11 protein-coding genes are annotated in these 16,933 nt (G+C 30.4%); 4 read left to right on the top strand and 7 right to left on the bottom strand.

Annotated features, from left to right (window positions below):
• Positions 1–71: 71 nt before the first annotated feature.
• Positions 72–680 (bottom strand): hypothetical protein, encoded by a 609-nt coding sequence (locus tag IPK88_07525; protein ID MBK8243258.1) that lies wholly within the window; start codon positions 678–680, stop codon positions 72–74.
• The gene (locus tag IPK88_07520; protein MBK8243257.1) at positions 677–2,050 is read right to left on the bottom strand and encodes a hypothetical protein; all 1,374 of its coding nucleotides are present in this window, start codon (positions 2,048–2,050) and stop codon (positions 677–679) included. The genes IPK88_07525 and IPK88_07520 overlap by 4 nt, the downstream gene beginning before the upstream one ends.
• A 252-nt stretch (positions 2,051–2,302) precedes the next feature.
• Here IPK88_07520 and IPK88_07515 point away from each other — a divergent pair, with 252 nt between their 5' ends.
• The 4 genes from IPK88_07515 to IPK88_07500 all read left to right on the top strand — a co-directional run bounded on the left by IPK88_07515 (position 2,303) and on the right by IPK88_07500 (position 4,474).
• A complete protein-coding gene (locus tag IPK88_07515; protein MBK8243256.1) occupies positions 2,303–2,716 on the top strand; it encodes a hypothetical protein in 414 nt (137 codons plus the stop codon).
• A 52-nt stretch (positions 2,717–2,768) separates the two neighbouring features.
• On the top strand, positions 2,769–3,047 hold the full coding sequence (locus IPK88_07510) for a hypothetical protein (protein ID MBK8243255.1): 279 nt from the start codon (positions 2,769–2,771) through the stop codon (positions 3,045–3,047).
• Positions 3,048–3,610: 563 nt separating this feature from the next.
• On the top strand, positions 3,611–3,907 hold the full coding sequence (locus IPK88_07505; GenBank protein ID MBK8243254.1) for a hypothetical protein: 297 nt from the start codon (positions 3,611–3,613) through the stop codon (positions 3,905–3,907).
• Between the two features lie 267 nt (positions 3,908–4,174).
• Entirely contained in the window at positions 4,175–4,474 is a 300-nt protein-coding gene (locus IPK88_07500) for a hypothetical protein (protein ID MBK8243253.1), read from the top strand.
• 856 nt (positions 4,475–5,330) lie between these two features.
• Here IPK88_07500 and IPK88_07495 read toward each other — a convergent pair.
• The 5 genes from IPK88_07495 to IPK88_07475 form a co-directional block, all read right to left on the bottom strand.
• Positions 5,331–6,686: a hypothetical protein gene (locus tag IPK88_07495; GenBank protein MBK8243252.1), complete on the bottom strand. Its 1,356-nt coding sequence runs from the start codon at positions 6,684–6,686 to the stop codon at positions 5,331–5,333.
• Positions 6,687–6,705: 19 nt separating this feature from the next.
• Positions 6,706–7,677: a hypothetical protein gene (locus tag IPK88_07490; GenBank protein MBK8243251.1), complete on the bottom strand. Its 972-nt coding sequence runs from the start codon at positions 7,675–7,677 to the stop codon at positions 6,706–6,708.
• A 366-nt stretch (positions 7,678–8,043) separates the two neighbouring features.
• Positions 8,044–8,724 carry a hypothetical protein gene (locus IPK88_07485; GenBank protein ID MBK8243250.1) on the bottom strand — a complete coding sequence of 227 codons (681 nt, stop codon included), beginning with the start codon at positions 8,722–8,724 and terminating at the stop codon, positions 8,044–8,046.
• Between the two features lie 7 nt (positions 8,725–8,731).
• Positions 8,732–10,630, bottom strand: a complete 1,899-nt coding sequence (locus IPK88_07480) for a hypothetical protein (GenBank protein MBK8243249.1) — start codon at positions 10,628–10,630, stop codon at positions 8,732–8,734.
• A 24-nt stretch (positions 10,631–10,654) separates the two neighbouring features.
• A complete protein-coding gene (locus tag IPK88_07475; protein ID MBK8243248.1) occupies positions 10,655–16,924 on the bottom strand; it encodes a fibronectin type III domain-containing protein in 6,270 nt (2,089 codons plus the stop codon).
• Positions 16,925–16,933: the final 9 nt, after the last annotated feature.

Genomic DNA, 16,933 nt, shown 5'->3' with positions numbered 1-16,933 from the left:
AGGTATATTCAATTCAAATATACTTAGTCTATTTCTATAATTGTATTGTATGTTTCTTAATTGTAACATAGTTAATCAATCAATACTTTTGTAAATTCAATATTATAATTTAGATATTTATTAAATGTTGGATATTTTTTTGTTTTGATACTTTCTATTATACCCATTTCAGATTCCAAGCCAAATATTTTTAAATAATGTCCTTTATCATAAATATATAGATACAATGCAATTTCAACAACTAAAAATGGTAGAAGAAGTTCGATTAAATTAGATTTATTATTTTCAATGTTAATATTATTTAATTTTGGTTGTAAATTTTGGTAAATTTGATTTCGACATTGACTTTCAAAAACAATATTAGTATAATATTCGTTATATACTAATGCAATATATCTTTTAAGCTTGCTTTTTATCTTAGTGAATCTTATTAAATTTCTTTTATAAATACAAGCCATAACAAAATTATTTTCCAAATTACTAATTATGTTCTCAATAAATGCATTTTGAGCATTAGCATTTTCATTTTTGAAAAATATACCATTGAGAACTTCAAAAGTATCAAACACAAATACATCTACAACATCTATTTCATTATTAAAATGGAACTTTTTCCCATTCAGTATTGCCTCATTTAAACGCTTAGAATTTAAGCTCGCTATAAATATTCCATTTCTCATCTCAAAAATATTTTAATCATATTATTTTTTGTTTCTTCAACTATTTTTTTCAAATAATCCTCGGTAATTAAATCTCCGTCAAATTTTAATTTGGCAATTCCCACATAATTATTAATCAAAAGATCGTTATTTAAAATATTATTATAAAATACATCAAAGCCTTCTTGAGCGTTTTTAAAAAACAAATTTTTGTGCTCATATAAAATAGGTAGATCTTCTAAAGTAATATTTGTTTTTGTTCCATTTACAAGCTCCCTAACCAAATTCTGGATAGTAAAACTAGGTTCAAAATCTGGATCCCGATAATGCTTACTCTTATTTAACTCACTTATTTCTTTAACAAAAATTTGAATATCATAATACCAATTTTTAATTAACCTGTGGATCACAGCTTGATTCTCTTTATAATAACTCTCTTTACAAAGTAGCCCATTTACATTTCTATGCGAAATACCAATATCAACATTTTCATATTTGTCATCAATAATTATATCTGTCACATTCAGTGGATTGGTACAATAAATTGTATTTTCCTCTATTTTTATAAAATCAATTTTGCCCATATTAGTATCAATATCTACTATATTTCCATTTATATTAGATTCATTGCAATCATATAGCTTACAGAATTTTTTTATAACCCATTCAAAGTCAGTTTTCCTTTCAACAACAATTTTTTGAGTTTCTAAAAATTCTCTTTTCTGAACTTTAGTTAAACCTCTAAAATCAGATAATCTAATATTACTAATTTTACAAAATCTTGCAAGCGCGGCTTTCTTAATTAAAATATACCATCCAGTAAAATCAAAAAAAGGCCAAAATATGATTGGACCATCATCAACAAGTTGAGCTCTGATTGCAATTGCTGTTGCAAAATCAATTAATGTTGTATTAATATTATTTTCATTAAGTGCAAATAATCCATTACTCCAATTTTGTAATGTTCTAAACTTAATATTTGGTAAAACTTGTTTATAAGTAGCTTCAAAAACTTTAGGTATATAACTATCTTGATTTGCAAATATACCATAGTTTATTTTCTTTTCAATTATCCTTCTAGATCCTTCTAATTCTAAAAATATATTTGTAATCTCTTTTTTATCTTTTTGCAAATCGTTCAAAATGCTATCCACGATTATTTCAAACTCTTGCCACCAGGGGTAATCTAACCTTTTGTCTGTCACTCCATTATGTATTTTATTCCATTGAGTATGATGTGTTTTTTCCTTTACCTTAATACACTTAAGTTCATGGATTTTAGAATGAATAAGTTTCGAAAGAGTTGGCCATTTAATGTTAAGTCCATCTTTTTCAGTCAATTGATCTAACTTGTACCTAACCCTTGCATTTATATCGTATATATTTTCCATTCTATAAAAATATTTATACAAAGATCAACGATTTATTTAATATATAGAACCTTTTTTAAGTCACAGCTTGCTTCATAATTGCTTTGTTTAGCAATTCTAGAGCAAAAATATTCAATATTAGAATATTTGACTTATTATGCTTTTTATTCCAATAATTTCAAATCACTGCTCTAATAGAGCAATGCAAAGCCTTTAATATGGTTGCAGATCAATAAACATAGTTGGAAATTTGTGCAAATAAATTAATTATTTATGAAACATAAAATACAACAATTATTTAGTAAACTTAAAATTTACGGCAGCACAAGTTATTCCTTTTATGACCTATCTGAACTTTTACACCATCCATGGCATAAGCACGACTTATATCTTTTACTAGCAATAATTATTTGGTTTGTATTAATAAAAATTGCAGTTATTGTTTTTGTTCAATTCGAGAAAGTACTTCCTTATGTTTTTAGTAAATCCAGGTGTGTTTTTATCTTATGGCTCTTATTCATTTCTTTAACCATCATTACATTTAGTAACTTGATTTGTAATTTTTTGAACGGTATGTCACTACAGCTTTTATATATTAAATCAATTATAACTATTGTTGCAATGTTGATTGATTGGTATGAAACGAAAAATGCTATCAATAAATATAAAAAAATGGTCGAAAAGTAACTCTTTGATAATTTCGGACTTACAGAAAGACTTACGTTCAAAAAATATAAATTTGAAATTTATATTTAGTTTTTTTAGTCTAATCCAGCTTTTTCAAATTGCGCATTCAATTAAGCTTAACCCTATTTCTACTGGACCGTCAAAAATAAAGGATGCTATGCTTATTAAGCATTTACTTTCGATAAGTACATTCACTTCGTCTCCATTTCGTTTAGGCATTCCGTTCCTCTCTACTCAATCCTTCAATAAATTCTGCATACCTTCATACTATGCACCTGAAAATTTTTTAGCAACCTCAAAACCCAATCTGCATTTTGATAAGCCATCATAGAAGATTTCAGTTTTATGTCATTAACCTATCACAATATACTTTAGTTTTTGCTTTGAAAAATTATACGAACTGCGAACGATTCTAACCCAAATGCTATTACCAATCCAAGGTCAAAGCCAGATTTGTAAAAATTTACCAATGATTTACAATTAATATATACATTTTTCAAAGTATCACTAAAGGCAAGCCCTACCTCAGCAACCCCCAGCCACTCCTAAAGTGTTTTTTTTCATACCACCCAGTCTTTGAATTTATAATTGATGTTTGAGTTTAAGATGGATTATACGGTTTTTCCAAGAGGTAAACTCGTTAGGTTTATTTTGGCTCTTCTAAGAACATAAATATATTATTGGATTGACAACTAAATCCAATGCAGAATAAAAAAATTATTATTCAAACAAATTAGGCTTAGACTCAGCTTTAGCCTTTCAACTATTTAACATTAATAGTCCAATTAATTTCATAAACAAAATTTAATTATTCATCTAACCGAATGAAAATTATAGGCTTAGACAGGACTAGGTAGGGATAAAATAATTTTAATCCACCTAAAACTTTTTTTTATGAATTATTTTGATTTGTGTCAATCCATTGAGAACTTAAAGCATCTGCATAAGCAATTGGCTAAGCAAGATCATCCTGATATGGGTGGCAGAACTGAAACTTTGCAGGAAATTAATTCAGAGTATAGTTATGTTATTGCTAAACTTCTGAAAGGATGTAATCTCACCGAAGAAGAAATGGAAACTGCTATACTTAGTTCTCAGAATTACCGAAATGCCATTGATTCCATAATAGGCTTTGTAAACATTACCATTGAATTAGTCGGTACATGGATCTGGGTCACTGGAAATACCTAGCCTTTTAGAAATTATCTTAAGGAAAATGGGTTTTGTTATTCAAATCCTAAAAAGGCGTGATACTATAGATCTGAAGAGTTTATAGCCAAGTTTAGCTCTAAGATGGAGTTGAGTGCATTAAAAGAATCTATGGTTCTACAACCATAGTAAATTCCCCTCTTAATGAAAGACTTTCAATGTCTTGGTAATACTGACGTACTCTGGAATAACAAACACTTCATTAGATCCTTTCATTCTAATCACTTATTCATCTTCAAATTATCAATTATGACTCAATTAAGCTTTATTAGCGGTCCATTTTATATGACTGCAGGTGTTTCATCAGTAATGGAACAAGATCGCCGTTTTGCTGAATTCATACACCATTCTATCAAAAGACATATCAACAGTGTTTTTGGTGATATTGATCCTGAAGACGGCAGCAATGAACAAGCCATTATTGATGGGGGTAGCATTTTCTCTGTCTATAAGTCCAATACTAGTATTGAAGAAGATCCGACCAAGATATGGGTCATTACAGAGGTTGATCGGTCCTCAACAACAATATTATTTCCAAGAGAGTATTAATAGAATTCAAATGAGACACTGGATCACGGTCCAGGCTCATTTTTTTTAGCTATTAGGTAAAATTCATTTTCAGGCCTAAAACTTGTCAACATAAGAATCTCTAAGTGTCAATAAAAGCTTGACCCTAGGTGAATTAAGTGATTTTGCTAGAACTTAGTAAAACCAGACAATAGAGTATAGTTTGCGTATCAAGTATTTGTAAATAAATACTCATCATTCACTTTCAATGAAATACCATTTGTTGCCTATTACTTTAGTCTACTGAACCACCAATAGCTGGACAGTATTATGATATTTACTATTTGTTTTAGATGGTCCAAGGATATTTTCTGTATATGTATTTAATACTTGTACGGGTTTTGATCCAAATGAGATATGGATTATTACAGAGGCAGACTGTCTACAACTGCCGTTCTGTTTCCAAATGATTACTAATATGAGGTAAATGAGCCTTGGAGCAATTTTCTGGCTTATTTTTTTAATTTCATTTTATTTCAATAAAATTAAAAGTCAGGTCTTAACTATTATTAAATAATAATCTTTAAATCAATGTAAAAGCTTATACCTAGGTTAGTTTAAGTGATTTGGCTAAAACTTTATAAATTTCTTTCTAATAGTAAGTGCTGCGTATCATTGTTCGTAATTTTATAAATGATTGTTGGAGAGTAAAGTCATGCCTCATTTTTGCTTTCCCTAAAACATGAGGAATCCCATATTCTGTGATAGATCTTGTTCTAAATGTTTGTCAAGAACCTCTCATTTATTTCAAATTTGTCTACTTATTGTCGATCAATTTAACTTGACTTTCACAGCTTTACTGTCTTTATTAATATAATTTAGGGTATTAAATATTCGACTATAAATTTATAGTATACAATTGAGATGGATTACTCATCGATCCATCTTTATGTTTGCATTTTATTTGATAAATATATGTATCATTTCCGTAATTAGTTGAAGCTGCACCTCCATTACCTGATCCTCCTCCATTTGATCCACCTCCATTTCCTGATCCTCCTCCATTTGAACCTCCATTTCCACCCGATCCTCCATTATTTGAAAGAGAATTTAGATAACTCCTCTTTGTCAACAATTCATCGTCAATGAAGAAAAATTTACCAGAAGTTACACCTGGGTAATTAGCCATTCGTTGCCAATAATCATAGGAAATTGTCCTTAAAGTTATCATTGGTCCATTTCCCACCTTTCTATATATTACAAACTCTTCAACGTCCTCAATATCTGTATAATTCCATAGTAAAAGTATATCTTTATAATGGAATTGATTGGTTGTTGCATAATACTGTCCATTTATTACTAATCCTGGTGGGGTTGTTATAATATGTGAAATGTCGTAGACATGACCTCTAACTGGTGGAGGTAGTGGTGTAATTTTAAATGTTTTAGAATAAGTGATCAATCCTCCATCATCATATACAGCAACTCGATAAGTATAGGATTTTTTATAACTGGCTGTAGTGTCTAGGAATTCTATTTCATTTACATCAGTTCTTATTCCATCATATTGCTTTAACATACTCCAGAAATTCTTCCCAAATTCTTTTCTTTGAATTCGATGAAATTCAACATCATTACTTGGACTCATGATAAATCGAATTCTTGCACCCTTATATATTGGATCAACAATAAAAAGGTTTGCTGCTGAAGGTGGAATTATATCTGGCCTTTTTACTAGAATCCAAGGAGAATAGGCGCTTTCATTATATTTTTGATCTAATGCCATTATTTTAAAATAAAGATTTTTGCTAAGATTATCTAAATCTACCTCATAAGAAAATGTAGTGTCAGTTATGATATCATTAGAAATTTCTGCATATTCGTCATCTGGAAAATTAGAAAAGAAAATACGATAGCCTATTAAATCAGGCTCGGTATTTCTGTTCCATTTTAAATCTATATAACCAGTTTTAAAGCCAATGCCGCTAAACCCTGATGGTACAGCTGGAGCTGTTGTGTCAGTTTGTTGTCCCACTTGCATAACCGTTGGGTGCTCAAAGCCATTTACATCTACTGCAACTATTCTATAGAAATTATACTGAGAAGGTGACTGGTCTGTAAATTCTAGTTGAGATGGAGGAAGTATAGAATTATTTAATTGAATAAAAGGGCTATCAGGATTGACAGCTTTCAAAATTTTATATCCTATTATGTCAGATACGTTTCCCTGTTCATGTTTCCATTTTATCTTCATGGAGCCATCAGATTGTTCTTTAACTTCTTCTATATTGTTTATTGTATATTTTTTTTCCTCTAGAAGCTTTGACTTTTATGGAATTAGATGGTGGTCCTTCAAAACCGAAGGGAGAATACCCTATAGTTCTATAGTAAAACTCATTTATTGTGTCTGGCAACATTGTTTGATAAATAACATTAAAAGGATTTATTTCGTTGTTGAGACTCATATGTGGAATAGCATTAAGTCTTGTAAAATTCATATTATCTGAAGATCTTTCAATGAAATAACCAGTGTAATTATTTCCTGGTACATTTGTTGGCCAGAATAAAGTAACTTCTTTATTGACAACCAATTGATCTAAATCTTGAGGAGGATCAAATGTTGTCACATTTGCTGGAGATATTACAATACTAGTTTTTTCATAATAATCGGTATTATTTTTCTTGGCAGGCTCTATTTCATAAAAATACTCTTTACCACTTTGAATTGTAGTATCTGTAAACGCCAAGGCCATCATATTGGCAACTAAAAAAGATTGATCTGCAGCATAGAGACCAAAACTATATCTGTTCTCTTTTTCCAATGCAGCTCTATTTTTCTCCTTAAGATTTGCTGTGTCAAGGTCAAATGTATTAAATCTTTCACCGTATAGGGCTCCAGCAGCAATTTGGGAAAAGTTAGAACTGTCAATTGACTCCCAAATGGAATCTGAAATTGGTCCAACAGAATCTAGAAGGTAAACTTCAGAAGCTATCATATCTTGATAACTGAGAGATTGACCATTATTCTTAATTGTATATCTTTTTAAATTATAACCATATTTATTACACCAATCAAATGAATTTTCATTTAATGGAGCCCAGCGTAACAATACTTTATCGCTTTGAATATGGGCTTTAATACCAATTACGATACTATCTTGAGCAGTAACATCACATAAAAAACTTAGACTGAAATAAGCTATTAATATTAAGGGTGTTAATTTCATATTAATTTTTTGTTTCATATCTCAAATATTGTGCCAAATCTTATAACTTTTTTAAATTTATAAATCCTACATCTTGATATTTACAATATTTCATATTATCATTACTACAGTATGCTTATTAACATAATTTAATTTATCTTATTTTGGTTGAATCAATAAAGAATCCACTCAAAAACCAATTTCAGAATAATAAATATTAGGTTTTATTCAAAAAGTAATGAAAATTAACTATAGTAATAATAAACTCAACTGATTATTGAAATACTATTTTCTTTAGTTAAATCAATTATTTTAATCTAATTTGAATCGATTAAATTAATCAAAACTATACTACTATCTAAATACAAATACTTTCATTGTCACAATGCTAATTAAATTTACTTGCTACAAATTATGTTTATTAATAAAATAATTCAATTCTTCCATAGACAAATATGAATCTCTGCATAAGTTTTCTAAAAGCAATTTGGGAAGATAATTATCTTTAATAAAACCTGTATCTTGTGAAATATTAAATAATCTCTGATCAATTATTTTAACTTTTTCATTATTTTGTACTAAAGCACTTGTGAGAATTCCATAAATTTCACGTGATGGATATTCAGTATTTATGCTGGTATTAACTTGTAAATTAAAATATTTATCCAGTAAATTTAATGAAGAAAGATTATTTGCCCATTCTAATACATTACTGTCTATTAAATTTGCTAATAAATTTATGTGATATTCTTCTGAAACTTTGTCAGTAATAGGTAATTTTAATTTATTAGAGTATGATTCTGGAATTGAATAAATACATATGCCATATTCTATTAGATTATTATTGAGAAATCTTGCCGCACTTAGATATTTATTCATAGTATCATTGCTTATAGCAATCCAAGTTGAGATTGTATAGATCCCTGGATCTGGCTTGTCAAACCAATTCTTTAAAATTAATTTATTCTCACCAAATTTAATTTCAAAGTCATTTTTATTGACAACATACTCCAAATTCCTAACATTTAGAAGTGCTTGGATTTTTTCTAAAACATCTTTAGTAATACTTCTTATTGATAAAGTCATTTTATTTTTATTTGTAATAACCGAAAACTAAATCTTGCTTAAGAATATCCTGATGAGCTTTATTAGAAATAATCTCAACTTTTCTGTGAAATTGAGAAGCATAATTCACACCTTGTTGTGCCTCCGGAATTAGTCCTCTTATCTTTGTTATATCACCCGTAAAGTAAATTTGAAGAATATATGGACTCGTTGCAGGCGTATACATGATATCAAAACCTACTTTTTGTTCTTTAGTGTAGCTAATTTTTTTTGTAAAAACATCTCCATCTAAATGAATATCGCCTCCAGCTTGAACATGTTTAGCATCAGATATTAGCAATTTTCCTTCAGTTTTTGAAATAATATCAAGAACTTGATTCGATTCTCCTATTAAATTTCCATTATGGTCCCATTTTTTAATATTAACATGGACTTGCTCTGCAACTACTCCGCGAGTTCTCTTGAGTTCCTCAGCTACGCGTATTTCGTGCATGCGCCAAAATTTTTTGTAACTTCTAATTTTATCAATTATTGATTGAGAGTATCCTCCACTTGTTATATTTGGTTCATAAGATCCTACGTCAAAATGTATCTTTCCTCCATTAATATCACTTGATATTCTTTTAGTCATATCAATTGTTGGACTCCCAATTTCCTTAATTACCTGAAGAAACTCCGTACTCACTTTGGTAAGGCTAAATCCCACTTTGCCGACACTTTTTATTATTTTTACAGCTTTACCAATTGGCATAATTGAAACTGTACCAAGGCCTATCAAAATACCTCCTTTAATATATTTACCTATTTTAATTTGTTCAAATCCATTTTTAATATCAAGTACATCTCCTATTGGTGTAAGTTCATACCAATTAGTTGTAAGCCAAGCAGCAAAACTTAAACCTGTCGTTAGCCACAAATCAGGTGTCATAACAATTATTGCCAATCCTTCAAATGCCAATTTTACTTCATCTACAATTTCCTGAATTTGGTGGGCTGCATCCAATAAAGCTGCATAGGTTATTGGACCAATTGTGCTAAAATCTTTCGATGAATTAATAAGTGCAATTTGACCTCTCGCTAGTATTTTGTCAAATGAATTATTGTAACTTGAACTTAATTCACCGAATTCAGGCCAATATCCTTTGTCTAAGCCTGAATTAACAACTATATTTGTAAAATTTATCGAAATATTATTTGAATAGTCATAAAAATAGTTAAATGCAAATTTTGCTAATGCGAGATTTTTTTCAGTGTACCCACCTTTCGCCATTAGTAAAGTATGAATTTCACATTTCAATGTTGTATTATTCCTTAACCATGCTTCTCGTGTTGCATCTAAATTTAAGGACTTTATTAATTTATCTATGTCAACATTGCAATTTGAACCGCTTTTTTTGGGGTCCTTATCAGAATAGCAACTTTCATACTTTAGAAACCTAAAGTATGCATTTAAATGTTGTAATGCATTTGGCAAATTTGAAGAAAAAGCTTCAGGCCCAAAATTGTCTTTATTTAATATAGACTCTATCTCCGTTTCCTTTACATCAAGGTCTGCCTCAGTCAAACAGTTGGGCTCAAGTGGTAAATTTAAAACAACTTCAAATCTTGCATTTATTTCATTTCCAGCATTAATTCTAACAATTAATAGATACGCACTTTGGCCTTCAGATGCAGCTTTAGCTAAGGCAATTGCTTCATCCACATTACCCATTGCATCATTGTGCAAATAATTATTAAATTCAAACACTTTGAATTGAGGAACTTTTTCAACCGGCAGATTTGCACGAAGAGAATCTGCCCAACCTCTATCTGCATTTGGGTTTGTTGGATAGCCTGCTAAACTGCCTAGATTAATATAATTCTGACCCAATAATATATTACATACTATTGTAAGGAATATAATATTTAATAAGCGTAATTTTTTCATAATTGATATATTTAGGGTGGTTGCTTATTGAACGTTTATTTCTATTGATTTTTGAACAGTAGCCATGCCAGGCAACTTATATACTGAATGAATGTATAGTTTCCAATTAGCAAAATTAAATGTTCCAATTTCATTATAGACCAGAGCTTTTAAATCAGGACATTCAGTAGTTAAATATTCTTTTGCTTCATCAAATGAAAGTTGATTTGCCTTAGCATAATTACATACCAATTCAGGAATTTTCCAATTACTATATTGAAGAGCATCCATTAAAATAGTTCCTTTAAGTAGTATTCTAAATTTGCCATTGATTGAATCATTAACATAACTTAATTGAGGTAGTCTTATGTTCTTGAAAGCATCAAATGAATAAGTATATGAACAAATATTTAATGGATTATAAATTAATTTCATCGCCTTATCATAAGGATGAATACTCTCTATCATATAATCTGTTTGATTATCCCCCTTAACATTTGAACTTCCTGGCTTTGTCCTCAAGTAAAAATCAATTAGTCTATCATTAGATGCCGATCCACTAATTTCTAATTCATCAAAACCCTCACCTATATCATATGTTGTTGAAATAGAATTTGCACCTTCAATTGTATTTTCAGTGTTTTGAATCATATTCATTTTGTCTTCGAAAGTATTGAATTTACTAGTTCTAAATGGTATACTGCAAAGTACTTTTAATTCAGTTATTTGTTTTTTACTATTTTCTACTGGTTGTAGAAGCTCAAGAACAAAATCTTTATTATTTGGCAAGTTAGGGATTGGGAAAAAGAATTTATTTTCTTCCACTTTTACATCTGCGATTACTAAAAAGTCCTTTCCTTTAAATCTTGCTTGAAATATACCTTTTGATTTAGCATTTATATTTGTTTGGGTTTTATTCAGAATTATATATCCGTTACCATTTATATTATTGTTTTGGTAGAAGTTACTCATGTTAGCTATCGGATAACTGTATCTTATGTTTTCATCGGGAAATATGTCAACTTCACCTGATGTATAAAATACTAAATCTCTATATTCTGATGATTCAAATTGGCCATCTGAATAAATATCTACTTGAATGTGAAAATGAATAGTATCATTATATGGCAAAAAATCTACAGGTCTAAATATTATATTGTTGCCACCATTTATGATTTCTATATCGAATGGTAAGTTTTCGACATTATCTAATTTTATAAAACAACTATCTTTTCTTAACTTGACTTCGATTATTTCACCTTTGCCAGTATCATCAATGAGTTCCAATTTAGTATTTAATTGAACGATCATTTCTACTCCAATATTTGTTCCTGGATTTACTTCCTTAGTATCTTCAGATGGAGTAATTTGGCCAATCGCTGTAAATTCCTCTTCTTGATAGTCTTCATTTGATGGTTCACATTTATTACCTAATTCAAATTTGAAATTGCATTTACCTTTGATCAAACCAAGGACAGTATAACTTCCTCCTACTGCACCTCTAGCATAGAATGGATTTGGAAATCCTCCCTCCATAACAGCTGCCATTGATAGATCAATTATATCATAACTTCTAGTCTTTCCTCTCCTTTTAATCTGAATCCCGATATTACCATCAAAATAACCCCATATCCGTCCTTGTGCGTACCAACCATTAATTCCTATTTCACCATTGGAATTTGCACAAATTAAATTCCTATATTTCAACATAGCCAAATCAAAACCTACTCCTGCTTCTAAACTGGCATAGAATATTGAAAAATTTCCTGAAAAACTTGATGTGAAACTTGCTCCCAACATTACACCACCTGCGCCACCTGTTGACAATGTACTTTGAAATCCTCCAAGCATTTGACTAACTTTAGAAGGCAAAGGAGCTAAAGGTGGAAGTGTATTACCAATATCAAAATAGAAACTTGCTTTTGCACCAGCTATATTCACACTAAATGGACGAGAAGGTGTACCACTCCAAATATACCAAGCTCCTGCAGAATTTAATAGCATTTCAGATCTACCTAATAAATTTCCTGGTCCACCTCCAGTTAGATTCCCATCTGCTGCATTTAAATATATATCTAGATTTCCAACAAATTTACCAGGAACCCATGTTAATGATAAGTTTGCCACAATTTGACCTGACCCTGGTGGGGGTGGTCCAGCATAATAAGCTAAACTTGCATTCTTGTTTATTGGTGTAAAGAATCTAGCATTTCCAAAAATATCTATTCTTGCAATACTACCTGATTCATTAAAACTCATTTCAAAATTTGCATTTCCATTGAAAAGTTCTTCCTTAGCAGCACATAATATAACCCCTATCTTAAATCCAAATAATGTTTTTTTTGAAGGTCTATAAACAATGCCCGATAAAGATTGACCATGTGGAGGCTCATCTCCAGGCTCTTCAAAAGTTACATCTACAGCCGTATCTCGCTGCATATGGTAATAAAGCCCTCCAGCTAATCCCTTTAATTTTAAGGCTCCTAATGGAATTCCTGGAAATTCTCCTACTGCATCAACCAGAAAATATTTATATGTTGAATCCGTACCTTCATGCATTTTTCCAAAAACACCTAAAGCAGTAACTGAAACCCCTAAACTCTTAAAATTAGCTCCTACTAATCCTCGCCATCCGGTTCCATATCCTTGGCTTACATCTTCATTGAAAAAAGTTACTTCACCTTTAATTTTATTACCTTTTATATCCATTTCGATTTTCAATAAACTGATCTCAATACCTTTATATCCATATTTCATTTTAGGTGCAATTGAGGTTAATTCTCCTACAATAGCAATATCGGCTCGACCAGAAATAATGAAACTTCCATCTCCTAATTTAACATAAGTTGAAAACTTAATGGATGGATTTCCATTAATAGAAACAATTTTAGGATTCTTTATGGTTAGTTCAAATCCACTAAATTTTACTCCAATACTGTCATTTACTCCAAAATATCCAATTGTAATATATTCAGGTTCATTTTTCAAAGTTATTTTTTCGAATTTAATATATGGAGTGGCCAATTTACAATCTGACTCTCCTATTTTAATAGATCCAGAAAGCACTGCGGCATTTTTCCATTTGCCATCAGTATATATAATCGAAACAATACTTCCAGGATCAACAACTGCTGTAGCTTTCCATAACTTAGCTTTGAGTTGGGTTGCTGCAGTTACCTTAAAATCAAAATTGTAGTTGCCTTTCCATCCTGCAATATAATTGAAGCAATCATTTGTACTAGTTGTATCGCATGAAAATAAAGGAATATCCAAGTTTCCTGCAAACTCGGCACCAGCAAGTTTATTTGTGATAACATTAATACCAATTCTATTTATAGAAAATCCCCATCCATCTAAATTACCTTCGTCAAATGAAACAATAGTCCCTTGATATGATGCTTTACCCGTAAAACCCATATCATCTATAATGACATTTTGGACAGATATTTGAGGTGGAGTATTTGTTGATGAAAATTGTTTTGGAAGGTAAGCAGTTAACTGACCTAAGTAAAAACCTTTCCATGAATTGGTTACACTGCCATCTGGGGCCTCACCATTCTTATAACCTGTTGGAAATACGACGCCATCAGATCGCCCATCACTATAGTCTAGAATTGCATCAGTAACTTTAAACCTTACATCAGGAAAACTTGTAATTGCAAAGGGATCTATATCAAGTTTGGTGAAAAGATCAGTCCATGATTTCATTTCTACTTTCAATGTGCATTTGACAGTTTTAGTTGGATCAGTTTCCAATTCTAAAGTTTGTGTTAATGGAGTTAAATATTCTCGACAAAATTCAATTTCTGCCTCTAATCCAATTCCCGCAAAACCATCACAATCAAATTCAATAAAAGTAGATGGACTTGTCCCTTTTATGTTCAAAGTAGCTGATTTGAAAAGCTTTACTTTATAATCTTTCAATAAATGTAATCGGGATACTCCAATTACACCTCCTGGACCAAATATTATTCCAGTTGCTTCAAATACTATTGAATCATTATTAGTTGTCAATGGAAAAATATAATATAGATCAAAGCTACCACCCGTTGAAGGCGAAATCGATAAATTCTCCAAATATAAAGTTTGGTCTTTACCCAAAACTTCTCTATTCCATTTGAGAGGCAATTGATATTCTTCATTAACAACTAAATTTGTCAATGTATTTCTGTTCTCAATATTTTCTTTAAGATAAAATGCTCGATGTATACCATTGATAAATCTATCCCGTTGACTTAATTTGAATTTTAAATTATAGTCAACATTATAATGTGGCGAATCAGCATTTATATCAGCAAAAGAAATAAAATTTTCTTCGTCCTGTAACAAATCTTGAATATTTTGATTATTCAGGATTTTATTAATGTCTTTTTTAATATTTCCATTCAAGCTTATTCCATCAACTCTATTTTTTATTATTTCCATTAACTCTCTTCGAATCCATTCTTCAAATTCACTTTGATCTTTGTATTTTTCAACACTATCCTTATTAAAGTATTTTAGGTATTGTGATATTATTTGCTTGATTGAATCTTCTTTTCCTAACAAGGTTTTCACTTTGTCTATATATTGATCCTTTTTTGTTGCATCAATATCGCATTCAAATAAATCAACATGATCAGATTCCAATTTAGAAAATTTTGGGTCACTTCTTGAAATTCCAGAAGTAAGTTTTTGAGGGGTTTGATAGAATTCTTTACTTAGACCTGGCTGAATATACTCCTCAGTAGTTCCAACAATTGTTGGTCGATAATCAACGAAAGGACTAGTAAATGAAATTGAATCGATAGAATTTTTTAATTGTGTACATTTGGAAATTATCTCAGTTAAATTATTTTCTTCATTTTCTATAATTTCATTAAGAACATTTGCGATATCTAGTGATAAGCTATCCTCCTTATCTTTAAAAAAATTTTCGCCGTCAATATTTGTTCCAAGACCATCTCTTTTCCATTCATAGCGTCCATTATTTGAAGGCGTGCAAGGATTACCTTCTTTATCTATACTATCTCGGGAACATCCAGAGTCATCATATTTACCCCCTTTGTAAAAATTTCCATTTGAATCAAAACCATTCGGATCATATATAGTATCAGTAGGATCTCCTTCTTCCCACCCTTCATATGGTGGAACTCTTTTGTATTTTCCATTTTTGTCAAATCCAAAACGATCTAATGGAGTTCCTGTATAGATATTATTGCCATTTTCGTCCCATTCACTTTCTTCTTTTATACATGAAGTTTGCCCTGTTTTGGGATTTCCAACATTTTGATAATGTTTAAAAAATGCATTATTGTTTACCCCATTTACAATACCACTAAACACTTCATGATTATCATTTATTGAAATATTTTGAAATGAAACTTTTGCTTTTAAATTCGGAAAAGGCAAAATAGCAACACCATTTCCTGAAAATCTACCACTCCCATTTGCTTGAACATTGTCGACAATAATTGGGATACCTGCACATTTAAATCTGTCTCCCACTAATAATGTTTGTAAAGGGGTGGTTCCATTTGGTGGTGGAATACTTTGACTTCCATCGCAGGTAAGATCAGGATCAGGATTATAGTCTAGTAGCATAGTCCCGTTAAGATCATTCCACGGACAGAAATATTGATAGATTTCATTACAGCCACCCCAAATTTTCCTAATCTGTGCTTTACATGCATTTGAATTAGGAGGTAAAGTTATAATTATAGAATCTGAATCAAAAATATAACCTTCAATCCATTCAGCATTATTTGTACATAATTTGTATCTATACTTATATCTATCTCCACATGGACTAGCCTGAAAGTAATGAGTTCTTATAACTGCAGTATCATTACCTAAGTTAATAAATTCACCTGTAAAAGCATCACAAGGATTGTCACCTTGTTCTTTAGTAGTAATTAAAATTGATCTGGTAATTTCAACCCAATCACTAGTTAATGAATAATCAGTATCAAGACCATCACATAATTTTCTTATTTGGAATTCATACACAAAATCAGGAACAATATTTGGTACAACAACATAATTCTCATTAAACGCGTCAATGTAATTCCAATTGTTATCGTTTACTCCAGTTCGAAATCTAACTTGATATCTTATACCATTATTTGTCGCCTTTGGCCCTTTCCACTTTAGTAAAAGTTTACTCTTGTCAATAATACTCACTTGAATATTTTGTGGTTCAGTACAATCTGGATGAGATTTTCTATCATCATTGAATAGCAATGAATTATCTCTAAAAGCTACTTGAGAATGTGCAGTAGTAAAATAAACTAATAAAAACCCTAAGGAGATTAAAATAACACGTAGGTGATTCATCGAATTCAT

Source organism: Candidatus Defluviibacterium haderslevense, from assembly GCA_016712225.1.
Taxonomy (GTDB): Bacteria; Bacteroidota; Bacteroidia; order Chitinophagales; family Saprospiraceae; genus Vicinibacter; species Vicinibacter haderslevensis.
This window is presented reverse-complemented; position numbering and strand designations above follow the sequence as displayed.

Bases quoted from the DNA above. Each gene is read 5' to 3' on its own strand.
- IPK88_07485 (MBK8243250.1), bottom strand. From the start codon at position 8,724: ATGACTTTATCAATAAGAAGTATTACTAAAGATGTTTTAGAAAAAATC.
- IPK88_07525 (MBK8243258.1), bottom strand. From the start codon at position 680: ATGAGAAATGGAATATTTATAGCGAGCTTAAATTCTAAGCGTTTAAAT.
- IPK88_07500 (MBK8243253.1), top strand. From the start codon at position 4,175: ATGACTCAATTAAGCTTTATTAGCGGTCCATTTTATATGACTGCAGGT.
- IPK88_07520 (MBK8243257.1), bottom strand. From the start codon at position 2,050: ATGGAAAATATATACGATATAAATGCAAGGGTTAGGTACAAGTTAGAT.
- IPK88_07490 (MBK8243251.1), bottom strand. From the start codon at position 7,677: ATGAAACAAAAAATTAATATGAAATTAACACCCTTAATATTAATAGCT.
- IPK88_07480 (MBK8243249.1), bottom strand. From the start codon at position 10,630: ATGAAAAAATTACGCTTATTAAATATTATATTCCTTACAATAGTATGT.
- IPK88_07495 (MBK8243252.1), bottom strand. From the start codon at position 6,686: ATGAAGATAAAATGGAAACATGAACAGGGAAACGTATCTGACATAATA.
- IPK88_07515 (MBK8243256.1), top strand. From the start codon at position 2,303: ATGAAACATAAAATACAACAATTATTTAGTAAACTTAAAATTTACGGC.
- IPK88_07475 (MBK8243248.1), bottom strand. From the start codon at position 16,924: ATGAATCACCTACGTGTTATTTTAATCTCCTTAGGGTTTTTATTAGTT.
- IPK88_07505 (MBK8243254.1), top strand. From the start codon at position 3,611: ATGAATTATTTTGATTTGTGTCAATCCATTGAGAACTTAAAGCATCTG.